The 24,557-nt window shown below is 71.7% G+C and carries 24 protein-coding genes and 1 riboswitch; of the genes, 14 read left to right on the top strand and 10 right to left on the bottom strand.

Features of this window, described 5'->3' with window-relative positions; all coding sequences use genetic code 11:
• Positions 1-72 precede the first annotated feature (72 nt).
• Genes Vgi01_RS14805 through Vgi01_RS14820 form a run of 4 tightly spaced genes read left to right on the top strand, consistent with a single transcriptional unit; the run spans position 73 to position 2,782 of the window.
• Positions 73-324, top strand: a complete 252-nt coding sequence (locus Vgi01_RS14805) for a phosphopantetheine-binding protein (protein WP_239088976.1) — start codon at positions 73-75, stop codon at positions 322-324.
• A complete protein-coding gene (locus tag Vgi01_RS14810) occupies positions 321-1,565 on the top strand; it encodes an AMP-binding protein (protein ID WP_204291403.1) in 1,245 nt (414 codons plus the stop codon). Before Vgi01_RS14805 ends, Vgi01_RS14810 begins: the two co-directional genes overlap by 4 nt.
• Positions 1,558-2,331, top strand: a complete 774-nt coding sequence (locus Vgi01_RS14815) for an SDR family NAD(P)-dependent oxidoreductase (RefSeq protein ID WP_239088977.1) — start codon at positions 1,558-1,560, stop codon at positions 2,329-2,331. The genes Vgi01_RS14810 and Vgi01_RS14815 overlap by 8 nt, the downstream gene beginning before the upstream one ends.
• Before the next feature lie 37 nt (positions 2,332-2,368).
• Entirely contained in the window at positions 2,369-2,782 is a 414-nt protein-coding gene (locus Vgi01_RS14820) for a hypothetical protein (RefSeq protein WP_204291404.1), read from the top strand.
• A 371-nt stretch (positions 2,783-3,153) separates the two neighbouring features.
• On the opposite strand, the gene pseI is transcribed toward Vgi01_RS14820, so the two are convergent.
• Both pseI and Vgi01_RS14830 read right to left on the bottom strand, forming a co-directional pair.
• Positions 3,154-4,203, bottom strand: coding sequence for a pseudaminic acid synthase (pseI, locus tag Vgi01_RS14825; RefSeq protein WP_204291405.1), 1,050 nt, complete (start codon positions 4,201-4,203; stop codon positions 3,154-3,156).
• Positions 4,200-5,321: a glycosyltransferase family 2 protein gene (locus Vgi01_RS14830; RefSeq protein WP_204291406.1), complete on the bottom strand. Its 1,122-nt coding sequence runs from the start codon at positions 5,319-5,321 to the stop codon at positions 4,200-4,202. The genes pseI and Vgi01_RS14830 overlap by 4 nt, the downstream gene beginning before the upstream one ends.
• 231 nt (positions 5,322-5,552) lie before the next feature.
• Between Vgi01_RS14830 and Vgi01_RS14835 the strand changes: the two genes are divergently transcribed.
• The 5 genes from Vgi01_RS14835 to Vgi01_RS14855 all read left to right on the top strand — a co-directional run bounded on the left by Vgi01_RS14835 (position 5,553) and on the right by Vgi01_RS14855 (position 10,452).
• Entirely contained in the window at positions 5,553-6,677 is a 1,125-nt protein-coding gene (locus Vgi01_RS14835) for an acyltransferase family protein (protein ID WP_204291407.1), read from the top strand.
• A 158-nt stretch (positions 6,678-6,835) separates the two neighbouring features.
• Entirely contained in the window at positions 6,836-7,204 is a 369-nt protein-coding gene (locus tag Vgi01_RS14840; protein WP_204291408.1) for a hypothetical protein, read from the top strand.
• Positions 7,205-7,370: 166 nt separating this feature from the next.
• Positions 7,371-8,120 carry a hypothetical protein gene (locus tag Vgi01_RS14845; protein ID WP_204291409.1) on the top strand — a complete coding sequence of 250 codons (750 nt, stop codon included), beginning with the start codon at positions 7,371-7,373 and terminating at the stop codon, positions 8,118-8,120.
• A gap of 317 nt (positions 8,121-8,437) precedes the next feature.
• A riboswitch (cyclic di-AMP (ydaO/yuaA leader) is annotated at positions 8,438-8,580 on the top strand.
• Between the two features lie 126 nt (positions 8,581-8,706).
• A complete protein-coding gene (locus Vgi01_RS14850; RefSeq protein WP_102657020.1) occupies positions 8,707-9,603 on the top strand; it encodes a C39 family peptidase in 897 nt (298 codons plus the stop codon).
• Between the two features lie 105 nt (positions 9,604-9,708).
• Positions 9,709-10,452, top strand: coding sequence for an alpha/beta fold hydrolase (locus Vgi01_RS14855; RefSeq protein WP_204291410.1), 744 nt, complete (start codon positions 9,709-9,711; stop codon positions 10,450-10,452).
• Between the two features lie 10 nt (positions 10,453-10,462).
• Here the strand turns inward: Vgi01_RS14855 and Vgi01_RS14860 are convergent, their stop codons facing one another.
• From Vgi01_RS14860 to Vgi01_RS14880, 5 genes are all read right to left on the bottom strand, one after another.
• Entirely contained in the window at positions 10,463-10,684 is a 222-nt protein-coding gene (locus tag Vgi01_RS14860; protein ID WP_146017470.1) for a hypothetical protein, read from the bottom strand.
• A 97-nt stretch (positions 10,685-10,781) separates the two neighbouring features.
• Positions 10,782-12,479, bottom strand: coding sequence for a CDP-glycerol glycerophosphotransferase family protein (locus tag Vgi01_RS14865; protein ID WP_204291411.1), 1,698 nt, complete (start codon positions 12,477-12,479; stop codon positions 10,782-10,784).
• A gap of 34 nt (positions 12,480-12,513) precedes the next feature.
• Positions 12,514-14,016: a bifunctional cytidylyltransferase/SDR family oxidoreductase gene (locus Vgi01_RS14870; protein WP_102657017.1), complete on the bottom strand. Its 1,503-nt coding sequence runs from the start codon at positions 14,014-14,016 to the stop codon at positions 12,514-12,516.
• A 148-nt stretch (positions 14,017-14,164) separates the two neighbouring features.
• Positions 14,165-14,965, bottom strand: a complete 801-nt coding sequence (locus Vgi01_RS14875; RefSeq protein WP_043720190.1) for an ABC transporter ATP-binding protein — start codon at positions 14,963-14,965, stop codon at positions 14,165-14,167.
• Positions 14,966-14,975: 10 nt separating this feature from the next.
• On the bottom strand, positions 14,976-15,875 hold the full coding sequence (locus Vgi01_RS14880) for an ABC transporter permease (protein WP_102657016.1): 900 nt from the start codon (positions 15,873-15,875) through the stop codon (positions 14,976-14,978).
• A 218-nt stretch (positions 15,876-16,093) separates the two neighbouring features.
• Here Vgi01_RS14880 and Vgi01_RS14885 point away from each other — a divergent pair, with 218 nt between their 5' ends.
• The 5 genes from Vgi01_RS14885 (at position 16,094) to Vgi01_RS14905 (ending at position 21,887) form a co-directional block, all read left to right on the top strand.
• Positions 16,094-16,693: a TetR/AcrR family transcriptional regulator gene (locus tag Vgi01_RS14885; protein ID WP_102657015.1), complete on the top strand. Its 600-nt coding sequence runs from the start codon at positions 16,094-16,096 to the stop codon at positions 16,691-16,693.
• A 188-nt stretch (positions 16,694-16,881) separates the two neighbouring features.
• Entirely contained in the window at positions 16,882-19,206 is a 2,325-nt protein-coding gene (locus tag Vgi01_RS14890; RefSeq protein ID WP_239088979.1) for a DUF6077 domain-containing protein, read from the top strand.
• Between the two features lie 140 nt (positions 19,207-19,346).
• Positions 19,347-19,658: a hypothetical protein gene (locus tag Vgi01_RS14895; protein ID WP_013732551.1), complete on the top strand. Its 312-nt coding sequence runs from the start codon at positions 19,347-19,349 to the stop codon at positions 19,656-19,658.
• A gap of 86 nt (positions 19,659-19,744) precedes the next feature.
• The gene (locus Vgi01_RS14900; RefSeq protein WP_199180116.1) at positions 19,745-20,413 is read left to right on the top strand and encodes a response regulator transcription factor; all 669 of its coding nucleotides are present in this window, start codon (positions 19,745-19,747) and stop codon (positions 20,411-20,413) included.
• A gap of 10 nt (positions 20,414-20,423) precedes the next feature.
• The gene (locus tag Vgi01_RS14905; RefSeq protein ID WP_204291505.1) at positions 20,424-21,887 is read left to right on the top strand and encodes a sensor histidine kinase; all 1,464 of its coding nucleotides are present in this window, start codon (positions 20,424-20,426) and stop codon (positions 21,885-21,887) included.
• Positions 21,888-21,896: 9 nt separating this feature from the next.
• Here the strand turns inward: Vgi01_RS14905 and Vgi01_RS14910 are convergent, their stop codons facing one another.
• From Vgi01_RS14910 to yaaA, 3 genes are all read right to left on the bottom strand, one after another.
• A complete protein-coding gene (locus Vgi01_RS14910) occupies positions 21,897-22,871 on the bottom strand; it encodes a TAXI family TRAP transporter solute-binding subunit (RefSeq protein ID WP_102657012.1) in 975 nt (324 codons plus the stop codon).
• An 88-nt stretch (positions 22,872-22,959) separates the two neighbouring features.
• Positions 22,960-23,634, bottom strand: a complete 675-nt coding sequence (locus tag Vgi01_RS14915; protein ID WP_102657011.1) for a hypothetical protein — start codon at positions 23,632-23,634, stop codon at positions 22,960-22,962.
• Between the two features lie 99 nt (positions 23,635-23,733).
• Positions 23,734-24,528, bottom strand: coding sequence for a peroxide stress protein YaaA (gene yaaA, locus Vgi01_RS14920; RefSeq protein WP_204291413.1), 795 nt, complete (start codon positions 24,526-24,528; stop codon positions 23,734-23,736).
• Positions 24,529-24,557 lie beyond the last annotated feature (29 nt).

The raw sequence follows: 24,557 nt of genomic DNA on the forward strand, positions 1-24,557 counted from the left end.
GCTCGCTTTCTGCTCCATCTCCGGGCCCCCGGGAACCCTAGTCACCAACAATCTGGCTGTACACTCCGCCGCATGACGGAATTGACTCGTGCGCGAATTCGCGACCTCATGGGACAGGTGCTGGCCAATCAGGGCAAGGTGCTTCCCGATGACGACGACGCGGATCTGCGGGAGATCGGCTTCCGGTCGTTGGACTTCTCCGAGTTGGCCCTGCGGGTGGAGGACGAGACCGACGAGGAGTTGAACTTCGACGCGGCGGGACTGCGCCGGATCGCCACCGTCGGCGATGTCCTGGACTTCCTCGCCGACCTCCAACGGCCGTGAGCGTCGACACCGCGCGCCCGGCCGCACCCCGCCCGGCCGGCCTGGACAACCGGGTCGTGGTCGACGGCACCGCGTTGTCCTGGCGGGACCTGCCGGAGCTGCGCCTGCCCGCCCCGGTGGCGCTGCTCGCGCACCGTGCCCGGTACGCCCTCGCCGCCGCCCGCCACCACGCGGTGCACGGCACCGAACTGCTGCTCACCACGGCCGGCCGGGCCGACAGCGTGCTGCGCGCCGAACTGTCCGAGGCCGGCTTCACCGTCATCGACACCGGCGGCGCCGACCTCCCGCCGTCGCGGCCGCGTGCTGGCGAACCCGGCCGACTGTGGCTGCTCACCTCCGGCACCACCGGCCGCCCCAAGCGGGTCGGGCACACCCTGGCGTCACTGACCACCGTCCGTGGCCGCCAACCCGGCCGCACCTGGCTGTGCCCGTACGCGCCAGGCAGCTACGCCTGGTGGCAGGTGGTGACCCTGTCGCTGACCCAGCCGGGTCAGCATCTGGTGGTGGTGGAGCCGGAGCAGCTCGACGACTGGCCGACGCTGGCCGCGACGCACGGGGTGGACGCGGCCTCCGGCACCCCGACCTTCTGGCGTCGGGCCCTGCACCGCGACCCCGCCGCCCTCGCCCGGGTGCCGCTGCGCCAGCTCACTCTCGGTGGTGAACCGGTCGACCAGACGATCCTGGACCGGCTCCGCGAGGTCTACCCCACCACCCGCATCTCCTGGATCTACGCCTCCTCCGAGGTCGGTGCGGCGATCGTGGTGCACGACGGCCGGGCCGGGTTCCCGGTCGAGTGGCTGGACCGCCCGGCACCGGGACGCCCCACCCTCGGCGTACGCGACGGGGAACTGGTGGTCACCTCGCCGTACCACGGCGTCGGCCTGGCCGGCCCGATCCGTACCGGCGATCGGGTGCAGGTCGTCGACGGCCGGGTCCTGATCACCGGTCGACTCGACTCCGACGAGATCAACGTGGGCGGCAGCAAGGTCTCCGCCAGCGCGGTGCGGGACGTGCTGACCGCTCATCCGCAGGTGGCCTGGGCCCGGGTGGGTGCCCGGCGCGCGCCACTGCTCGGCCACCTGGTCGTCGCCGAGGTGGTACCCACCGGCACTGTCGGGCCGCCCGACGAGGCGGCGCTGGCGCGCTGGTGCGCCGACCGGCTGCCCGAGTACGCGGTGCCCCGCCGGATCCGTCTGTTGCCCGAGATCCCCGTCAAGGAGACCCTGAAAAGCGATGTCTGACCCCACCATGTCTGACCCCACCACGTCCGCCCCGCCGGTTTCGCCCTCCACAGTGGTGCTCGTCTCCGGTGGTTCGCGCGGGCTCGGCCTCGCCATCGTCACCGACCTGCTCGATGCCGGCCTGCGGGTCGCGGCCTTCGCCCGCACCGTCACCCCGGAGTTGGCGAAGCTCGCCGCCAACCACCCGGACCGCTCGCATGTCGGCCCGGTCGACGTCACCGACCTCGCCGCCGTGCAGGCGTTCGTCCGGGCCGCCGAGCAACACCTCGGCCCGATCGACGGTCTGGTCAACAATGCCGCCGTCGGGCAGGACTCGCTGCACGTGCACACCGCCACCGCCGACCTGGCGGGGATCGTCGAGACGAACCTGACCGCGCCGCTACAACTGACCCGCCTGGTCGTACGCCGAATGCTGGCCCAGGGCCGACGCGGCCGGATCGTCAACATCACCTCGATCTGCGGGCAGCGCGGCTTCCCCGGCCTGGTCGCGTACTCGGCCACCAAGGGCGGCATGGACGCGGCCACCCGCTCCCTGGCCCGGGAGCTGGGCGGGCGGGTCCTGGTCAACGCCGTCGCGCCCGGCTTCTTCGCCTCGGAGATGTCGGCGGTGCTGGGCCAGACCCAACTGGACCAGATCGTCCGCCGCACCCCGACCGGTCACCTGACCGAGCCGGACGAGGTGCTCCCGGTGGTACGGATGCTGCTGCGCGAGCAGACCAACATCAACGGCCAGGTCCTCGTGGTCGACGGTGCTGCCTCGATCTGACCCCGCCCCGCCATCGGACGGGTCCGGGGCACCGTCGGTGGTCTCGCTGCTCGCGGTCGCCCACCGGCACCTGCGGCTCGCCGCTCCGGCCGAGTCGGTCGACGCGACCACCCGCAGCTATCTGGACGACGGCCGCTGCCTCGGCTGGTACGCACCGCCGGTGCCACGATGGCGGGCGGCGATCGACGCCGAGCGAGTCGGCGCAGCAGTACCGACGGCGCTGGCCCGGCGCTTCGGCACCGGTGATTTCTGGGCCCGCTGGACCCGCGCCGAATGCCTGGCCAAGCTCACCGACGTCCCGATGGCCATCTGGTGGCAGCGGCACGGACTGGAGGTGCCGCCCCGCATCGACTGGCTGTGGCGCACGCTGACCCTCGCCGACCTGGTCGTCACCGTCGCCTTCGTCGCCACCGACCGACCCCGCAACGCCACTGACGGCACCCCTACCTGACGGCGTGACCCTGACGGAACCGCCCGGGTGGTGACGTCCGGGTAGCGATGCTCGGGTGACGGCGCGGACCACCGCAGCCGCAGCCACTACTGTAAGTAACAATCGGCGTCCTCCATCATGGTCACCGACCGTGACGGCGTCCTGTCGCCCCCTCATGTTCTCTTCTGGCCCTTTGCTCTGCTTCAACCCACGCAATAGCGTCCGACCAGGGAAGTTGTGGTGGTGAGGCTGCATGCCGCCTTGGTGGCTGCTCACCGAGGGTCACTGTTGCGTATGTTGAAGCAGAGCAAAGGGCCAACGGGCACATGGCGGCCGGGCGAGGTGAGACACCGACAGTGACGCCGTGGTCGAGCTGCCCCCGGGACGGCCGGTCAGATCAGGTCCCAGCTGAGGGGGGTGCCGCGTGTGACGTCGACGGTGAAGTGGCGGCCCAGCACGCGGTCGATCTCCACTGGGGACAGTCCGCCGGCCGGTCGGATCGAGCGGACGTTGGCGGCGGTGACCTCGTCGCCGGCGCGGACGTCCGCCACCACGTAGAGCGAGCGGCGGAAGCGTAGCCCTTCCCGTTCGGCCGGGGTCGGGCCGATGGTGGTGCCGCCGAGTGCCGCGTGGGCGCGTTCCGCCTCGACCACCAGGGCCGACAGTTCCGCCGGGTTCAGGGAGAAGTCGGAGTCCACGCCACCGTCGGCCCGGTCCAGCGTGATGTGCTTCTCGATGAAGCAGGCGCCGAGGGCCACCGACGCGACGGGCACGCCGATGCCGGGAGTGTGGTCGGAGAGGCCTACCGGTACGCCGAACGCCTCGGCGAGCACCGGGATGCGGCGCAGGTTGCTGTCGGCGGGTGGGGCCGGGTAGGCGGCTGTGCAGGCCAGCAGCACGATCCCGCCCGTACCGGCGGACCGGGCCGTACGGACCGCCGCGTCGATCTCGGCCAGGGTGGCCATCCCGGTGGAGATGATCAGGGGTTTGCCGGTGGCGGCGACGAGCCGGATCAACGGCAGGTCGACAAGTTCCGAGGAGGCGATCTTGTACGCGGGCGCGTCCAAGCCCTCCAGCAACTCGACCGCCGTGGCGTCGAAGGGGGAGGAGAAGACCGTCAGGCCCCGATCGCGGGCCCGTTCGAAGATCGGACCGTGCCACTCGTACGGGGTGTGGGCCCGCTCGTAGAGCCGGTACAGGTTCTGCCCGCCCCACAGTTCGTGGCCGCCGGAAATGCGGAAGGCCGGGGCGTCGACGTCGATGGTGATGGTGTCCGGCCGGTACGTCTGGAGCTTCAACGCGTGCGCACCGCTCTCGGCCACGGCGTCCACGATGGCCAGTGCCCGGTCCAGGTCACCGTTGTGGTTGCCGGACATCTCCGCCACCACGAAGGGACGTTCGCCGGTGCCGATCAGATGCGGCCCGATGGTGAGCGTGGTCATCGCGTTCCGTTTCCGTGTGTCCGCACCAGTGTGCGAGGTTGCGTGAGGTCGGGACCGGCGTCGGGGCCGGTCGTCGCGGGCGGTGGGGCCGACGGGCTGCGTAGCCTGCCGGCCAGCCGGTGGGCGCGGCGCAGTGCCACGTACGCCAGGTAGTTGTTCCGGTCGACCAGCCGGTGCTTGAGCCCGGCCACCCCGCCCGGCCGGGGGTAGCCGCCGCCGGGTAGGTGTCGGCGGTAGTGGGCGGCGACCCGGCGGAAGAAGCGCCGCCGCAGGTGCGGGTGCAGCCGGTCGTCGTTGCCGACCACCACCAGGAAGTGGTTCACCATCAGGTCGAACAGTTCCGCGTGCCAACGCCCGTCGGGGTGGTGCTGTCGCAGCCAGGCGAACAGCCGGTCGTACTGGTCGAAGGCGTCGAAGTGCCGGCCGCTGCGGGTCGAGGTGATCGCGCCCTGGCGGCCCTGCCGGTACAGGTAACAGACCCGGTTCAGCACCGAGATCCGATTCGCGCCGATCAGCAGCGGATGGCTGAACGGGATGTCCTCGTACCAGCCGGGGTGGAAGCGCAGCCCCAGCTCAGCCATGAACGCCCGGCGTACCACCTTGTTCCAGGCGGTGTGTTGCACCCGCAACAGCTGCGGCCGGTCGACCAGCCGCACCACACCGGGTGTCCCGCGCAGCAGGTGACTGCTGGCGTCGGTGTCGCGACGCCCGCACTCGTGTACCCGGAGATGATCGATCATCATCACGTCGGGCCGGTCCGCACGCAGCCTGTCGAGTATGGCCGCGATGCTGCCCGGTGGCAGCCAGTCGTCACTGTCGACGAACCAGACGTAGTCGCCGGTGGCCACGTCCAGGCCCGCGTTGCGCGCCGGCCCGAGACCGACGTTCGTGTCCAGGTGCAGCACCCGCACGCCGGAGTGGTCGGCGGCATACTCGCGCAGCAGGTGTCCACAGCCGTCCGGTGAGGCGTCGTCGACCGCGATCAACTCCACCGTCGCCGTCTCGTCCGCGGGCACATCGCCGCGAATCGAGTCGAGGCACTGACGCAGGTAAGCCTCGACGCCGTAGACCGGCACGACGATGCTCAGCAACGGCGCTCGCGTCGGCTGATTGACCACGCCGACACCCTCGACCGCCAGGGTGGACGGGACGGGAACCAGACATGGCCGACAGCGGTGAAGCGATTGAACAGCGTGACAGCGTACGGTCACCGATCACCCGGCGAGTGGATCGATCACCGAGCGGGTAGGGTGCCCGACGGCGACGCCGGGTGGCCCCGGCAGCCGATCGGACGGGCCAACCGGCCCTGGGGAGGGGAGACGCGTGCCGCCGACGCCGGAGGTGCCCGTATGACCAGCGCACCGGTGGCGGCACCGCCGGGCTCCGCGACCGACCGGGCCCTGGCCAGCCGGCTACCGTCGTTGACCGGGCTGCGGTGGATAGCCGCGCTGCTGGTCTTCGGCTTCCACGCCGGCACCATGCGGATCATCGCCGAGCCGGACTACCAGGCGGTCGTCGGCAAGGTCTTCACCCTGGGCCTCTCCGGGGTGCAGTTCTTCTTCATCCTCAGCGGCTTCGTGCTGGTCTGGTCGGCCCGACCTGAGGACTCCCGGCGGCGGTTCTGGCGGCGTCGGTTCGCCAAGATCTATCCGAACCACGTCCTGCTCTGGGCGTTGGCCATAGGGGCCGCCGTCTGGTTCGCCGATCCGATCAACCCCGTCGCGGCGCTGGAGAACCTGTTCCTGCTCCAGGCCTGGGATCCCCGTCCCGGGTACTTCTACAGCGTCAACAACGTGAGCTGGTCGCTCTCCTGCGAGCTGTTCTTCTACCTGTGCCTGCCGCTGGTCCTGCCACTGGTGCGCCGGGCCCGGCCCTGGCACCTGTGGGCCGTGGTGATCGCCGTGCCGCTGCTGATCCTGGCGTTGTGGCCTGCCCAGACCCTGGTGCCGGAGCAGAGCCGATGGTGGTTCACCCAGGTGTTCCCCCTGGTCCGCTCGCTGGAGTTCTGGATGGGCGTGGCCGCGGCCGAGCTGATGCTGCGCGGGCGGTGGCGGGGTCCCGGCCTGCCCCTGGCGAGCCTGATCTTCGTGGGCACCTGGGTGGTCGCCGCCGAGTGGATCCGGGCCGAGTTCTGGGCGGCGCTGCTGGCGGCGGCGTACATCCTGGTCATCGCCGCGGCGGCGGACGCCGACGTGCGGGGGCGTCGCTCCCCGCTGCGGTCGCGCCCGATGGTCTGGCTCGGCGAGGTCTCGTTCGCCTTCTACCTGGTGCACGTATTCGTGATCATGACGATTCTCCGGGTCACCGGGGACTGGGGGACCGGCCTGCCCGGCTGGTGGGGCCCGGCCGCGGTGATCGGCTTCCTGGCCCTCACGCTGGGGCTCGCCGCACTTGTGCACCGCTTCGTCGAACAGCCGATGATGCGTCGCCTGGCACCGCGCCGATCGCCCCCTGCCGTCCAGCCTGGACGGTGACTCCACCCCCGCTGACCTGCGGCCCTCCGGTCAACCCGAATCAGGTTCTTCGCTGCGACACGCCGGGCGGCAGTGCGGCCCGCGGAACCTGGCGGTAGCGTGGCAGCGTGTTCCCGGTCGTCCCCACTCGTCCTCCTCTGTGGTGGTTGGCGCGTCGGGTGACACGGCTGCTGACCGGGTTCGCCGTCGCCGCCGCGTTCGCCGTCGGCGCCTGGACGATGCCCGCACACCCCGGCCACCCCGGTGATCTCGGACCGGCGGCGGGCCCTGCCGGGCAGCCCAGCATGGTCAGCTTCGCCCCGTCGACCGAGACGTCGGCATCCGACAGGTGCGCCGCGATCCCGCCGACAGTCGATGGACTGACCAGCGGCAGCGACGACCGCCCCGCCGCAGGCGCCGCGACGACACCCGCGTCCCCGGCGCGGCCCGACCAGAGCGCCGACCCGACTGGCGTGGCTGTCGATGATCAGCCGCCTGCGGTGGACACCTCGGGTCTGCGGTGCGTCCGCGCCCCGCCCGGCGCCTGACTCCCGCCCGTACCGTCGGCTGACCCGGACGGCCCTCGCACGGCTGTCCCGGTGTGCCTTCCGCCTCCCGCGCTCCACCACCTTGACGATCCGGGATCCGTCGCTACGCGGCGACCCGCCACCGGCGGCACCCCAGGCCGCCACATCGCTCCCGCGAGGTATCGACATGGAGAAGACCGTTCTCTACCAGTTCCTGATCGACGCGCCTCGGGCCGCCGCCATCTGGTCGGTGTTGCTGGTGCTCGCGCTGGGCGTACTCACCGCGCTTGTCGCCCGGCCCGAGCCGGGCCCGCCGACCGACCGGACCCCGGACCTCCCGGACCACGACGATGTCGCGGACCAGCGTCGCTACGCCGGTGAGGTCGCCGTCGCCGCGGCGGGCGCCACGCAGAACGCCGGACGTCGCCGCGACGCATGGCAACGCGCGCAGACGGAACTCGACCGCGCCTGGGCCGCGTACGCCGAGGCGGAGACCGCCGCCCGACGGCTCGCCGCCGCCACCGCCTGGCCCAGCCCCGGTACGCCCCGGACCCCCGCCGAGTACGCGGCTCGGGAGCGCTGGCTGCACCACGCCGCGATGACCGCATACTGGCGCGGCGACCTGACGGGACGGCAGCTCGCCGACGCGCTGGCCCACCGGGCCGGCTGGGATCCCCGACGGCATCCCGCGGAGCAGGAGGTCTTCCTGGCCCGGGTGGTGCGTGACGGCCGCCTGGCGGCCTACCAGGCGGCCGCGCAGCGGGAACGCGACGCCTGGCGGGCCGCGGAACTGGCCGCCGACGCCGCCCGCGCCCTCTCCACCGAGGCGTACGCCGCAGCTCAGCGGCTGCGGCCGAACCCGCTGCCGGTGCCTCGTCGGGTGGTCGCCGGTCGGCCCGCAACAGCCCTGCGCTGGCGGCCGGCACGGGTGGGATGAGCGTCGCCTCCCCGTCCGTTCAGCGGCAGGTGGCCGAAATTCGGTGACCCCGGTCACAGCAATTGCCGAATCGGTCAACGTGGGTCAGACGTCGAAGACGGGCCACAATGTGCGGGAACATTGTCAACGTCCGGTCCGGTTACCGCCCCGACAGGAATGTCCGCGAGCGCTGTCCCATTGAGCGACGACAGTTCCGCGATACCCGAAAAAAATCGCACCGGACCAGGTTTAGGCAGGTCAGGGCAGGCTTGGCAGGAGCGATACCGGACAGTAGTGTCGGCCTGTCCGGTGCGGTAAATGATCGCAAGTGGCGACGCCGCGCCGACCCGCTCAATCGTGATCACACGAACCGGGGAACCACTGCACCACTTGGGGTGAATCCGCGAGCCACGGCTCGCGGTAGGGCGATCTTCCCGCCCGAATCCGTCAGCTAACCCGGTCGGCGGTGTCGGAAGGAGTTCCTGTACTCGTGCAGCACAATTCAACACCCCCGATATTCCCCCGCCTCCACGGCACCGTGGTGCCTGCGCTCGCCGGTCCGCTCTCCGCAGCCTGAGCCAGGCCCCACCCGTCCACCCCTCAGCCCGTGGAGGCTCTCGTGAAGCACACCCTCAAGCGTCAGCTCCGTAAGCTGGCCACCGAACGCCCCTACCAGCTCTTCGCCACGTCGGCGGTGGCCCTCGTGCTGGCCACCGGTGCCGGTGCCCTGGTCGCCCGGAGCGACGACAACCTGGTCGACGCGCCCACCGCCACCGCCGTGGCCGAGCTGCGCGACGACAGTGCGGCCTCGCGTTCCCTCGCGCGGGTCGCTACCGCCCCCAGCAGCGACGCGCCCAGCAGTGCCGACCCGAGCAGCACCCCGCGCAGCGCCGTCCCCAGCAGTGCCGCGCCGAGCAGCGCCGCCGCCTCGCCGTCGGCGCGGGCCACCACGGCCGACCCGGACGTGGCCAGTAAGAAGGCCGCGCCGAAGCCGCCGGCGGAGAAGGTGCTGTCGTACGACTACCAGGCCCAGATCAACGGTTACTACTGCGGCCCGGCAGCGGTGCGCAACGCGCTCAGCGCCGCCGGCATCGAGCGCGGCCAGGAGACCCTCGCCGCCCAGATGGGCACCACCTTCGCCGGCACCAACTCGGCGTACGACACCACGCGGGCGCTCAACGCCGCGGTCAAGGGTGAGCCGTACAAGACCACGATGATTCCCGGTGGCGCGGCGACCCCGGCCCAGATGGACCAGCTTCAGGCCGATGTCGTGGCGGCCATCTCCGACGGGCGCGGCGTCGTGGTGAACGTCGCCGGCAGCGTCGTGGACACCGCCGGTGGCTGGCACTCCTTCCCCGGCGGCCACTACGTCGCCGTGGTCGGCTACGAGGACGAGGGTCGGATGGTGAAGATCGCCGACTCGGCCGACGCGTCGTACTACTCGTACTGGTTGAGCACGATCGACCTGGCCAACTGGGCTGCCACCCGGGGCTATTCGTCCTGACTCATGCTGTTCGTGCCGGGCGTCGACCCTTCGGGGTCGGCGCCCGGTGTCGTATCCCGGTCGCGGCTCTCGCCGACCGGACCGGGCGGTGGCAAACTGCCCGACATGATCACGGAGTCGGGTGAGCGGGGCGGCTCGCCGGTGTTGTTGCTGTTGCACGGGATGGGCGCCACCGGCGACGTGTGGCTGCCCTGCGCGCCGCTGCTGCACCAGCGGTGGCCGGGACGGTGGATGGCCCCCGATCTGGCCGGCCACGGCGCGTCAACCCCGCTGCCGGCGTACTCGTTCGCCGCACTCGCCGATCAGGTCGCCGCGAGCCTGCACCCCGGCGACCGGGTGATCGTGCTGGGCCACTCGCTCGGCGGGGTGGTCGGTCTGGCGCTCGCCGCCGTGAGCCGAGCGGTCACCGTCGACGCGGTGGTCGGGCTCGGCATCAAGGCGGTGTGGTCCCCGGCGGAACTGGCCCGCGCCGGTGATCTGGCGGCCCGCCCGGTCACCTGGTTCGACAGCCGTGACGAGGCGGCCCGACGGTATCTGCGGGTAGCCGGCCTGGCCGATCTGCTCAGCCCCGACGATCCGGCCGTGGCGGCCGGGCTACGGCAGGTGGACGGCCGGTGGCGACTGGCGATGGATCCGGCCGCCTTCGGCGTCGGCGAGCCCGACCTGACCACCCTGCTGGCCGGGATCGACGCGCCGGTGCTGCTGGCCCGTGGCGAGCACGATCTGATGGTCTCCGAGACACAGCTCAAGCAGTACGGCGTACCGGTGGTGACCCTGCCCGGGCTCGGTCACAACGCCCACGTCGAGGATCCGGCGGCCGTGCTGGCGCTGCTCGACGCCGTCGGGTGACCGGTCCCGGTCAGGAGCGTTCGCCGTCGCCGGCCTGCTCGGGGGAGACCTGGTCGGGGGACTTGCGTAACCACAGGACCACCCCGAGCACTCCTGCCACTGCGCTGCTGATCGCGATCGCCGTCTCCGCCAGTTCGGGCCAGTCGTCCATGAACGGGTACATGCGCGAGAGGACCATCCCGACGAAGCAGTACAGCAGCAGAACGACGGCGACGACGCGCTGGAGAATCATGGCATTCATTGGAGCACAGTGTCGCGAGCGACCGTCGGGCACCATCCACAGTGTCCACTGAGCCAGCCGCCGGGCCGGTACCCGGCGGCGGCATCGCTCAGGTGGCGGGGGAGAACGGGGCGTCGCTGGCGGACCGGGGGGCCGGGGCGGCCCAGTGCGGGTCCAGTTCGCGCCGGGCGGCGGTCAGGAACCCCTCGGCGTACGTCTCGGTCGGGAAGTCCCCCAGGTACCGGCGGCGGGTGGCCCACCGGGCCTCGGCCAGGGGGTCGGTGTCCAGCAGTCGGGTCAGCACCTCGTCCACCTCGGCCAGGTCCCGACGCAGGACGTAGCCGGAGGCGGCCAGCGGGAACCGTTCCAGGAACCGGTCGCCGTCGACCCCGGTGTCGGTGACCGCGTACGGCTTGCCGGAGTGCAGCCAGTCGGACACCACCCCGGAGACGTCGGAGATCAGGGCGTCCGCGCGGTTCACCGACTCGGCCAGGGTCAGCGCGCCGGCGGCGGCACCGAACAGGTGCGGGCGACCGGTGCGGGCCCGGTCGGCGGCCAGCAGGTCGTGCAGCCGCCCCAACTGGCGGGCCGAGGCCGGGTTGTGGGCGGTGTACGGGTGGGGCCGCACGATCACCGTGGCCCCCCGGTCGAGCAGCCGGGTCAGCAGGGCCTCGGCGAACGGCAGGGAACAGTAGTCGGCGTCGGCGTGGTGCCCGGTCCAGGTGGGGGTGTAGAGCACGGTGGGGTTCGGCAGGCGACGGACCGGGCCGGTGCGCACCTCGATCGCCTCGACCTGGGGCCGGCCGACCACCACGAACTTGTCGGCCGGGATGTCCACCCCGGCCCGGGCGTACCTGTCGATGGCCGCCTCACCCGCGACGAAGATCCGGTCGAAGATCGCCGACACCGGGTTGGCGCTGGAGGCCTTGTCGCTGTCGCCGTGATGCAACTGGATGTGGGTGAGCTGGGTGAAGCGCAGGCAGTGGCTGTTCTTGGCGCCGTGGTTGACGTAGAACGCCGCGCGCAGGCTCGGCACCAGCACCTCGTCCATGCTGCGCAGGGTGGGGCAGTAGAGCACCGGAGCGGTGGTCGCCGCCGCGATGACCGGCAGCGCGTCCGGCTCCCGCAGCATCACCACGAACGGCCGTCCGATCCGCTCCAGGTACGGCAGCCACATGGTGACCTGGTACTCGGACCCGGGCGGGGCGGAGAAGTAGAGCAGGAACTCCGGCTGGTGCCGGCGTAGCTCCCGGGTCACCGGGGAGCCACCGGAGGCGGGACGCAACCGCCGCTGGACCAGTTTGACGGCGACCGCGCCGACGGCCCCACCGGCCAGCAGGCTCGCCGCCAGGGCGACGACAGCGGGCAGCGCCGCCAGTGCGGCAAGCGCCAACACCGCGAGCAGGGCGGCGACCAGGTCACCGAGGCGGGCGGTGACCTGCGGCACCCAGGTGCGTACCGGCAGGTTGGCGGCGCGGAGCTCCAGGTTCCCCGCGTCGCGCAGCGGGCCGGTGAGCGCCATCAGCCCCAGCAGGATCAACGCGGTACCGGCCAGGGCCGGGTCGAAGCCGGCGTCGAGCTGCCGGGCGTAACCGACAAGCACCCCGGCCGCGATCAGTGTGGTTTCCGCACCGCTGTCCGCCCCGGGGCGCACCCGACGTTCCCAGACCGTGGCGGCGAGGGCGAGCACCGAGAGCGCGAGCCCCCAGGTGGTCGCGCCGGTGAGCGCGACCACGATGAACGCCAGGACTGCCGCACCGGTGGCCAGGCCCCGGGCGGCCAGTTTCCTGACCAGGTCACCACGCATCTCGGTGCTGCCTTCCGCGGTCGTCGTGCGTCGGTCAGCCGACGGGGGTGGTGCTGGTCGACCGGCTGCCCTGGGCCGGCACGACAGGGGTCGGCGCCTCGCCCGGGGAGCGGCGCACGTCGATCACCTGGCCGGTGAGCTCCGAGACGAGCACGTCCAACGAGGCCTGGGCGACGATCTCGGCGGCGAGCAGCGTGTGCTCGGGCTCGGTGCCGAACGCCTTGGTCCGCATCGGGGTGGCGGTCCGCTCGGGGTTGATGACGTTGACCCGTACGCCCAGCTCGGCCCACTCGTCCGACAGCGCCTGGGTGAGGTTGACCAGGGCCGCCTTGGTCGCCGAGTAGAGCGCGTAGTCCGCCCGACCCCGGGTGTACGAGCTGGAGGTGTACAGCAGCAGCTGGCCCTTCGTGTGCTGAAGGTAGGGCAGCGACTGCCGCGCGACCGTGACCGGGCCGACGAAGTTGACCTGGAGCACCCGGTCGATGGTCTCCTGGTCCATCTCGGCCAGCGCGCCCTTCTCCAGGATGCCGGCGGTGACCACCACGTAGTCGATCCGCCCGGTGGCCTCGAAGGCCGTCTTCAGGGCGGCCTCGACGTCGGCCGGGCGCTCGACGTGGGTGCCGGTGCTGGAGCGGCTGAACGGGAAGACCTGGGCGCCGTAGCGGCGGGCCAGTTCGGTCAGGTCGTGGCCGATGCCGTAGCTGCCGCCGAACACGACGATCGTGCGGCCCGCGACCTCGTCGCTGTAGGTGCGCTGGTCGGCCAGGCGGGGCACCTTGGCGGCGGCCAACTGGAAGAGCTTGTCCGCCAGGTGCACGTCGACCGGGTGGGTGACCTTGATGTTCTCGTCCGAGCCGTCGATCACCTTGATCGGCACCTCGGGCAGGTAGCGCAGCACCACACCGCAGTCGTCGGTGGCGGCGAAGTTCGGGTCACCGGCGGCCCGCCGGTACGCCTCCCGGATGGTGCTGGAGCGGAACGCCTGCGGGGTCTGCCCCCGGCGCAGGGTGGAGCGCACCGGGATGTCGGTGATGCACTCGTTCTCGTCGACCTGGATGATCGTGTCGGCCGACGGGATGGCCACGTCGACCGCCGAGTACGTCCAGAGGGCGTTCACGCACTCCCGCACGATCCGGCCGCTGAGCAGGGGCCGTACCGCGTCGTGGAAGAGGATGTTGCAGTCCTGCTCGCCGACCGCGTCCAGGGCGATGCGGGTGGTGGCGTTGCGGGTGTCGCCACCCTCGATGACCTTGGTGACCTTGCGGAAGCCGGCCTTGGTCACGATCTGCTGCGCCTCGGCGACGTGCCCGCTGGCCATCAGCACGATGATCTCGTCGATCTCCGGTGCGGCCTCGAAGACGGCCAGGGTGTGCTCGATGATCGGCTTACCGGCGATCTTCAGCAGCTGCTTGGGGATGCCGAGGCCGAGCCGGGTACCGGTGCCGCCGGCCAGCACCACGGCCACCGTCCGTGAGGGTCGCCACGGCGCCGTGTTCTGCGGCGTGGTGCCCGAATCGGTGGTCTGGTCCTGCGTCATTGCCGGTCCTCACTCTCGGTGCATGGCGGTGGGGGGTTGTGTGAACGGAAGGTGTTGTCGACGATGCGACGGGATGAACGATAACGCGGGTGGGCATCGTTCGGGCGCGGCGCTGTCGCCCGAACGATGCCGAACATTCACCGAAACTCTACTTCCCGCTGGTGAACGCCTCGTATGCCTTCAATACCTCATCGGTGGGGCCATCCATCTTGATGACTCCGGATTCCAGCCAGATTGTCCGCTCACACGTGTCGCGTACCGAGGAGAGCTGGTGGCTGACCAGGAACACCGTTCCGGCGTTCTCCCGCAGCTGCCGCACCCGCGCCTCGCTGCGCTTGCGGAACCGCTTGTCACCGGTGGCCAGGGCCTCGTCGATCAGCAGCACGTCGTGCTGCTTGGCCGCGGCGATGGAGAACCGCAGCCGGGCCGACATGCCGGAGGAGTAGGTACGCATCGGCAGCGAGGCGAAGTCACCCCGCTGGTTGATCCCGGAGAACTCGATGATCTCCGGCAGTTGGCGCTGCACCTCGGCCGGGGACATGCCCATGGCCAGGCAGCCGAGTGTGACGTTGCGCTCGCCGGACAGGTCGTTGAGCAGAGCGGCGTTCACCCCGAGCAGGGACGGCTGGCCCTCGGTGTAGACCGCGCCCCGCTCCACCGGCAGCAACCCGGCGATGGCCCGCAGCAGGGTCGACTTGCCGGAGCCGTTGGTGCCGATCAGCCCGATCGCCTCGCCCCGGTACGCGGTGAAGGTGACACCCCGCACCGCGTGCACCTCCCGCACGTTCGGTGTGGAGGTGCGGGTCACCAGCCGCCGCAGCGCGGCCACCGGGCTGTGGCTGCCGGCGGCGCCCTTGTGCACCCGGTAGACGACGTGCGCGTCGTCCACCACCACCGTCGGGATCCGATCCTGGATCCGGGGCAGGGTCACCGTCACGTCGTTGGACATCGCGAGGTGATCAACCACGGCCGTACTCCTGTTCGCCGCGCCAGAAGTAAAGGTAGCCCCCGAGGCCCATCACGAGCGACCAGCCGATCGCGACCAGCCAGGTCAGCGGCAGGGAGTCGTTGAGCAGGGGAGTGTTCTCCAGCAGCGCCACGCGGGCCAGCTCGATGTAGACAAGCATCGGGTTGAACTGCACGATGGCGGTGGCCCAGCCCGGCAGGTTCTCGGCGAACAGCTCGACGCTGTAGAGCACACCGGAGCCGTACATCCAGGTCCGCAGGATGAAGGGCATCACCTGCTTGAGGTCGGTGGCCTTGGCGCCCAGCCGCGCCACCGTCATGGTCAGCCCGGCGTTGAACACCGTCTGGAGCAGCACCGCCGGCACCAGCATCAGCCACATCAGGGTGATCGGCTCGCCGGTGATCAGCACGATGGCGATCAGCACCACCATCGAGCCGAGCAGCTGCTGGAACTGGGTGATGGTGATGGCCAGCGGCAGGCTGGCCCGGGGGAAGTGCAGGGCGCGGATCAGCCCCAGGTTTCCGCTGATCGCCTGGGTGCCCTGCTGCACGCTGGTCTGGGTGAAGTTGAAGATGAACAGCCCGGCGGTCAGGTAGGCGATGAAGTTGTCCATCCCCCGGCTCTGCTGGAGCACCAGACCGAAGATCAGGTAGTAGACCGCCGCGTTGCTCAGCGGGGTGAGCACCTGCCAGAGCTGCCCGAGGCGGGCGTTGCTGAACGAGGCCGCCAGCTTCGCATTGGCGTACGCGGTGATGAAGTGCCGGTAGCGCCAGAGCTGGCGGCTGTAGGTGCCCAGGGAGGGGCGTTGACCGGCCATGCGCAGCCCGTGCCGGGCGGCCAGCTGCGCAGGGGGAAGGCCGGAGTCGGGATCGGCCAGCGTGGTGTTGGCCATAGGGATGGGCGCTCCGATCTTGTCGAGCCGGCGGGTGCGTTCGCGACGATGGAATCTAGCGTGTTCGTACCCGGAGCGCCGCCTCGCCGCTGCGTGGACATTAGTCCGAAATACGTCGGGACGCAACCGTACCGTCGTTGCGGTACATTGTCCTGCGTGACAGCCGAGAAGAGTCCCAGGTGACGACCGGGAAGAGGCGGGCGCCGGCCGGTGCGGCGGTGCTTCGTGGAGACATCACCACGGCCATCCGCCGCGCCCTGATGCAGGAACTCGCCGCGGTCGGCTACGGCCGACTATCCATCGAGGCGGTGGCCCGCCGCGCCGGAGTCAGCAAGACGGCAATCTATCGCCGCTGGAACTCGAAGCTCGACCTGGTCCTGGAGGTGGTCACCGCCGCCGCCGGGGCGCGCCTGCCCGCCCTGGACACCGGCAGCCTGCGCGGCGATCTCGCCCTGCTGTTCCAGGTGGTGGCACACGCGCTCGGGCACCCGCTGGCCGCGCAGATCATCCCGGACCTGCTCGCCGAGGCCGCCCGCAACCCGACGATCGACGAGACGCTCCAGCAGGTGCTGCGGGCCCGGCAGCAGGAGGTCGCCGGTCGGCTGATCACTCGTGCCGTGGACCGGGGCGAGTTGCCGGCCACGACCGATCCGGACGCGGCGGTGGACCTGATCGTGGGGCCGCTGTACTGGCGGCTGGCCATCGCCCGTACCCCCGTGACCGACAGTTACCTGGAGGGCCTGGTGGATTCGGTGGCGCGGGCGCTGGGCGCCGTGGACGCCGTACCCCGTCAGCGAGCCTCGCCGACATCGGGTTGAGCTGGACCGGTCCGGGGTATGGCTGCTCGCTGTGGCCCGCCACCCGGGCCCGGACCGGCGCCGCCACCACCGGTCCCAGGGAGCCGGCTACTACCCTCGGTGGCGTTCGCCCGGCACGGTGGCTGCCGCGACGAACCCTGCCCGCCTGAGCCGCACCCGCCCGTACGACGACAAGGACGCTCGTGTCGATGACCGACCTCGCCGTCGCCGCAACCAGACCGGCAGCGGCTGACGACCAGGCCGAACCCGCTCCGGTCCACCGCAGCCGGATCCGGGCCGTGCTCGACGGGGTCCGCGCCGGCATCGCGGCGATACCCGCGCTGCTGACCGACTGCGCCGTGCTGGCCTTCGCGCTCTTCACGCTGCTCTACCACGCGGCCCTTCCGTGGGGCCTCGCCCCGTCGCTGACACTGCGCATCTGGCTGGTCGCCGGATCGGTGCTGGCGGTGCTCGCCGTCCTGCTCCGGTTCGGCCTGCGCTGGCGACGCCGACGCGCGACCCCGGGTTCTGACTCCGACCCGGACGCCGTGGCCGAGGCCGCCTCCGACCCGGACGCCGAGGACGCCTCGGATGCTGAAACCGGTCCGGACGCCGTGGCCGAGGATGCCCCCGACCCCGGACCCGGTCCGGACGGCGTGGTCGAGGACGCCTCGGATGCTGCACCTGCCTCCCGCGCGGCCGGGGCGTCGGTGCCGGCGGCGTCGACCGTCGACCGGGCCGGCTGGGTGGGTGTGGCGCAGCGGTGGGGGACGGTGCTGACCCTGCTGGTCGGCACCGTCGCCGCGATCACGGCCGGGCTGGCCGGCACCCCGGCCGGTGCGGGCATCTCCTGGTGGGTTCCCGGCTCCGCCGGGCTCGTGGCGGCGGTCGGTGCGGTGCTGCTGACCTGGCAGACCTGGCGGGCCACCCCGCCGACCCCGACGGACGTCCCGGCGCCGAAGGCCTGGCAGTCGGTGTACGCGCTGCTGATCGCCGGGCTGGCCGCGGTCGCCTCGCTCTACCTGGCCCGCAGCACCCCCGACGACATCTACTACGTGGGCCGCTCGGTCTGGGTGGCCGAGCGCGACATCGTCCCCCTCAACGACTTCCTGTTCAGCGAGAACGTGCTCCCGGCGATGGCCTCGCAGCCCCCGGTCGCCAGCATCGAGGTCTTCGCCGGAGCACTCGCCCGCTTCTTCGGCCTCCCGGCCGCCTCGGCCACCTGGTACCTGCTGCTGCCCGTCCTGGCCGTCCTCGCGGTACTGGCGCTGTGGCGCCTGGTGCAGCGGTGGGCGCCGCGCCGTCCGGTGCTCGCCTTCACCGTGGCCGTCACCTTCCTGGCGCTGGTCTGCGGCCCGGACGCGGCGCTGGGCACCTTCCACCTGCCCCGCCTGTACCAGGGCAAGGGCATGTTCGTCTCCGCGGTCGTGCCGCTGATGTGGCTCTACCTGACCCGCTGGTTCGACGACCGCTCGAAGCGGAACCTGGTGCTCATCGTCGCCCTGTCGATCACCGCGATCGGGCTCACCACCACCGCGGCGATCATCCTGCCGATGCTGGTCGGTGGGGCGGCCCTGATGATGCTGCTGGTGGGGCGCTGGAAGTCTGCGCTGATCGCCGGGGTCGCCGCGTTGGCCTACCCGGTCGGGGCGGTGGTCATCACCCAGTTGCTGATCGGCACGTCCGCCAACGAGGCGGCGGCCGACGTCAACTTCTACGACGCCGCGCACACCTACCGGCGGACCTTCGAGATCGGCATCGTGGGCGTGATCGGCGGGCTCGCGTTGTGGTGTGGTCCGTTGCTGGCCCGCCGTCGTACCCCGGCGCTGCTCGCGGCCGGCGGTGCGCTGACGCTGAGCGTCCTGCTGGTGCCCGGGGTGCTGGAGTGGCTCAGCGCGGTCACCGGCATCTCGGTGGTGCTCTGGCGGGTTCCCTGGCTGCTGGCCGTCCCGGCGTTGATCGGTCTGCTCTGCACTGTCTGGCTGCCCACCCGGCTGCGCGTGGTGCGGGCCGTGGTCGGTGTGGTGCTGGCCGCCGCGATGGTGACCTCGTTCGCCGTCTACGCCGTGCCGATGTGGGACGAACGCAGCGGCGTGCTGGTGCACGAGGAGCCGACCTGGAAGATCCGGCCGCAGCGGCAGGCCATCGCGCAGTTCATCATCGATCTCGACCGTCCGGACGGCCTGGTGCTCGCCCCGGCGAGCATCATGCGGACCATCCCGGTGATGAGCAGCGCACCCCGGGTGGTGCTGCCCCGCGACTTCTTCCTGGTCGAGTACGACATCAACTCGCAGTTCTCGCAGGACCGGTTGCTGCTGACCAAGTTCGCCAACGGGGGCCCGAGGGTGGAGCGGCCGGAACGTGACGACGTGATCGCCGCGCTGCAACGGCTGGACGTGGGGACGATCTGCTTCTACAGCCAGAACCGCTACGCCCTGCGTACCGGTGAGCGGGCCGGCTACACCATGGTCGCCGAGCGGCCCGCCGAGCCGCCCGTGCACCCCAACGCGGTGACCTGCATGGTCCGGCAGTGACCGGCTCCGGCCGAGCCCGTCGCCGGGCTGAGCCGGACCGAAAATTCGCGTGGCCGGCGGTGGCTTGTGCGGTACCCGCCCGATCCGCCGTCGGGACGGGCATGCTCACAGGGCAGGCCGTCGCACCACGGGAGGTGGGCATGGAGAGCTACCACGAGGACTGGACGGACAGTCAGCGCGCGCTCTACGACGAGTGCTACCGCTGCGGAACCGACTGGGCCGACGATCCGGCGACGCCCGCCGAGGACGTGCAGCACGTGATCAACCTCGGCGAGGCCGACGACGACACCCTCGCCGACGCCGAGATCGACTTCCCGCCGCTTGTCGACGCGGTCACCCAGGCCACCGGCGAGATCGTCACCACGGTGCCCGCCAGCCACGACGACCCCGCCTTCAAAGGCTTCGTCGACGGGGTACGCGACGCCACCTCCGACGAGGTCTTCGGTCTCTGAGCACGGGTCAACCGCCCCCAGGCCTGTCACCCCGGCCGGTCTTCTGCCACCATCAACCGGAACCGTTCCGGCGCGGAGCAGACCTGATGGGAGGCCAGGTGCGGATCCTGTTGGTCGAGGACGACCGCCGGGTGGCCGGTGCCCTGTCGTCGGCCCTGCACCGGCGTGGGTACGACGTGGAGCACGCCGCCACCGTCGCCGCCGCTCTCTCCGCCGCCCCGTGCGACCTCGTGCTGCTCGACCTGACCCTGCCCGACGGGGACGGCACCGACCTGTGCCGGGAACTGCGTCGGCGCAGCAACCAACTCGGCATCATCGCGGTGACCGCCCGTGGTGAGGAACGCGACCGGGTCCTCGGCCTGCGGATCGGCGCCGACGACTACGTCGTCAAACCCTTCTCGATGGTGGAGTTGCAGGCCCGGATCGAGGCGGTGCTGCGGCGGGCCTCACACGCCACGCCGCACCGCAGCCTGATCGAGGTCGGGAAGATCCGCGTGGACGTGTCGGCGCGTACGGTCACCGTGGCCGGCGAGCCGGTGTCGCTGACCCGCAAGGAATTCGACGTCCTGCTCTCGTTGGCCCGGCAACCCGGCGTCGCCGTCCCCCGGGACCGGATCCTGCTCGACGCCTGGGGCACCACCTTCGCCGACCGGCACACCGTCGAGGTGCACGTCGGCTCGCTGCGCGGCAAGCTGGGCGACCCACGCCTGGTGGAGACCGTCCGTGGCGTCGGTTACCGGCTACGGGCCGAGTGAGGGGCCGGGTGTGCGACGCCGCCTGGTGATCAGCTATCTGCTGCTGATGGTGCTGGTGCTGGTGGCGTTGGGGACGCCACTGGCGATGACGCTTGCCACCCGGGAGACCGACCGGATCCGGGCCGACCGGATCGCCGACGCCACCCGGTTCGCCTCGCTGGCCGGGCCGGCGTTGCGCGACGGCACGACCGGCCCGCTCGACAGCGAACTGACCAGCTACGAGGGGCTGTACAGCATCAACGCGGCGGTGGTCGACCGGGACGGCGCGGCGGTGATCCCGTCGCCGGGCTGGCAGTGGACCCTGGGCACCCGGGAGGCGCTTGACGTCGCGTTGTCCGGGCAGCAGACCAGCCGACCCGACTCGGTCTGGCCGTGGGTGGACGATCCGATCGTGGTGGCGGTGCCGATCAACGACGGGGGCGAGGTCCTCGGGGCGGTGATCACCGCCAGTCCGTCCGACGGAGTCCGTCGTACGGTGACGACCTGGTGGCTGCTGCTGGCCGGCACCGGCCTGGTAGCCGTGCTGGCCTGCGTACTAACCGCGTTCGGGCTGGCCGGCTGGGTGCTGCGCCCGATCACCGAACTCGACGCGGTGACCCACGAGATCGCCGAGGGGGACCGGGGCGCCCGCGTACAGCACCGCCTCGGCCCGCCGGAGCTGCGTCGCCTGGCGGCGAGCTTCAACCACATGGCCGACGTGGTGTCCGACGTGATGGACCGGCAACGGGCGTTCGTCGCCCACGCCAGCCATCAGCTGCGCAACCCGCTCACCGCGTTGCGGCTGCGGGTGGAGGAACTCGGGCCGAGCCTGACCGACGAGCAGGGTCGCGCCGAACACCAGCTCGCGCTGGAGGAGACCGACCGGCTGACCCTGCTGCTGGACGGCCTGCTCACCCTGGCCCGGGCCGAGCGCCGGGAGAACCAGCGGGTGACAGTGGACGCGGTGGAGGTGGCCGAGTCCCGGGTGGCGGCGTGGGAGCCGCTGGCCCGGTACCGGTCGGTGACGCTGCGGCTGACCACCGGCCCGGCCCCGGTCTACGCCCGGACCGTGCCGACCGCGATCGACCAGGCCCTCGACGCGTTGATCGACAACGCGGTGAAGTTCAGCGGCGCGGGCGGCGAGGTGACGGTGACCGTCACGGCCCGCGACGAAGGCTGCGTGCTGGAGGTACGCGACACCGGCCCCGGCATGACCCCCAGTCAGCTCGGCCAGGCCACCGAGCGGTTCTGGCGGGCTCCGGAGGTGCAGAACGTCGACGGCGCGGGACTGGGGTTGACAATCGCCGCGGTGCTCGTCGACGCCTCCGACGGTCGCCTCACCATGCACCCGAACTCGCCCCGCGGACTGGTCGCCACGCTGTGGTTCCCGGCCCCCGACGAGCCGTCCACCTCGGCCGAGTCGTCGGACCTCGACGTGCCACCCGCTGCCGGCGGCCCGCGCGCCGAACTGGAGTCGGCTGTGCGATCCGGCTGACCGGCCCGGTCAGGGTTTGCTGTCGCGGTAGTACTCGGCGGCACCCGGATGCAGCGGCAGCGGCGGGGTGGCGATCGCCGACCGGGCGCTGATCCGCCCGGCTGCCGGGTGCGCCTCGGCCAACTCGGCGCGGCGTTCCATCAGCAGGCGGGTCACCTGACGGACCAGGTCCTCCGGCAGGTCGGCCCGGACCAGCAGGTAGTTGGGGTTGGCCACGGCGGTGACCGGGTCCATGCCGTACACCGACCGGGGTATGTCCCGGGGCACGTACACCTCCCGGTTGCCCCGGCGCAGCGGCACCGTCCACTCGCCGAGGTCGACGAGGCGGGCGGGAGTGTCCTCGACGAACTGGACCACGGCCCGCACCGGCAGGCCACCGGAGAAGAAGAAGGCGTCGATCTCACCGCGGCGCAGGGCGCTCACCGAGTCGTCCAGACCGAGCTGCACCCGGTGCAGCCCGGCGTCGTCCAGCCCGGCCACGGTGAGCAGCCGGTTGACGGTGATCTCCGTACCGGAACCGGCCGCGCCGATGGACACCCGCCGACCCGCCAGGTCGGTCAGTTTGCGGATCGGGCTGGCGGCGGTGGTGACCAGGTGCAACAGGTCGTCGTAGACCCGGGCGACCGCCACCACCGGCGGATCCGGCCCCGGGTAGGCCGGCAGCACGTCGGCCTGGGTGAACCCGAGTTCGACCTCGCCGGCCTTGAGCAGCCGGACGTTCTCCACCGAGGCGGCAGTGACCAACACCTCAGCGCGTACGTTCGGCAGTTCCCGGTTCAGGATGGCGGCCAGCGACGTGCCGAAGGCGTGGTAGACGGCGGTCGGGCTGCCGGTGGCGATGCGGATGCGTACCGTGTCGTCGGGATCGTCCCGGCAGGCGCTGAGGCTGCTGGGCAGGATCAGCAGCACGGCGACCAGGACGACGGCGCTGGCGACGGGCCGCCGGTCTCGGGCAGCAAACCGGGTACGGGTCACGGGCAGCACTGTGCGCCGCCGGACCCCTGCGGCGCAACCCCAGGGGGGCGGAGTTCGTCCCAATCGCGGTGCAGTCTGCCCTGACCGGGTCGTTTACTCAGGCGACCGGGCGGTGCGCCACCTCCTCACCGGCATGGTGCAGAATCCGGTCGCGGTCCGGGCCATGGGCGACGCTGACCAGGTAACAGCCGGTGCCGGCGCGCAGCAGCGCCGGTACGTCGAGCAGGGCGGCGCCACGGACCAGTACGGCGGCCAGTTCCCGGTCGGTGATCCGTACCCCGAGGATGTGCCGGCGCACGTGCCGTCCACCGGCCAGCAGCGCGGCCCGCCAGGCGGCGGAGGCCAACCGGGTGCGCCACTGACGGCGTGCCGTCGAGGCGCCCGGCGCCGGGCCGCCGAGCAGTTCCCGTCGGCCCCGGTGCCAGCCGTTCTCCATCAGCGCCGTGTAGTCGGATCGCGCGTCTCGGGCCACGTGCAGCCGGTGCAACTCGTAGCGGCGACGCAGGCCGCCGACGGCCAACTCGTGCTGTACCGGGATGCCGAGCCGGTCCAGCAGTTGTCGCGTACGCCGGGCCGCCTCCTCCCGGTTGAACTCGATCGCGGTGGGCAGGCTGGCACGCCGCCCGGCGTGGCGTTGACCGGGCGTGGCCGGCGGCGGCATGCAGCGCAGCAGGCAGGCTGCTTCGAAGGCGTCGGCCAGGGTCGTCCAGTCCAGCGGCGGCAGGGTCGACGGCGAGCGGGGTCGGTCGAGCAGAATCGGTTCGGCAACCACCCGGAGGGCCTCCTCGTGGTGTCGGGTGTCATTACGGTGACCCGAGACGCCCTGCCGTGGTACCGATCCGGCCCAGCCTTGAGGAAATCTTGCGGCTGGTTACAGCGCCGACACGACAACGTCGATCTGCCGTGGCCGTCCCGCTGCCGAGGGCTGCTCGCACACCGTGTATTTCAGGTCGCGTAGCGCCCCCACCAGCGCGTCGGCGCTGCGCGGGCGGACGCCGTGCAGCAGCAGATCCCGCACCAGTCGACCCTTCGTGGCCTTGTTGAAGTGACTCACCACCGAACGCACCGGTGTCCCGTCGACCTCCCGTTCGTGCAGCACCCGGACGGTGACGGTGCGTTCGGCCAACTCGCCGCGGGGCGTCCAGGCGGCGGCGTAGGCGCCGGAGCGCAGGTCGAGCACCGGCCCGGCACCCGCCGCCGAGGTCAGCGCCGGCCCCAACACCGGCCGCCAGAGCGCGGGCAGCGCGGCGGCGCCGGGCAACCGGGCCCCGATGGGGCAGCGGTACGGCGGAATACGGTCGGTCAACCGGACCGCCCCCCACAGGCCGGAGGAGATCAGCACCTGCCGGGCCGCCGCGCGCTGTGCCGCCGCCGGAAGGGTGGCCAGGTCCAACGCCTCGTAGAGCACCCCGGTGTAGATCCGGCCCGCCGGTGCGGTGGCCGCCCGCTCCAGACGGGCGTTGCGGCGAAGCTCACCGTGCTGGCCGCTGCCGAGCCCGAGCGCGGCCAACGCCGCCTCCGCCGGCCCCGCGCTGAGCGTCAGCAACGCGGCCAGCACCTGTTCGCGGACGGGGTTCAGCTCCGGCAGCGAGAGCTTGGTCAGGTCCAGGCGGCGACCGGCGCCGGCCTCGGCCTTGCCCTCCGAGGGCGGCAGCAGGATGAGCATCGACAGACTCCTCGACGTCCCGGACCGCA

Source organism: Micromonospora gifhornensis (genome assembly GCF_016863515.1).
Lineage (GTDB): Bacteria > Actinomycetota > Actinomycetes > Mycobacteriales > Micromonosporaceae > Micromonospora > Micromonospora gifhornensis.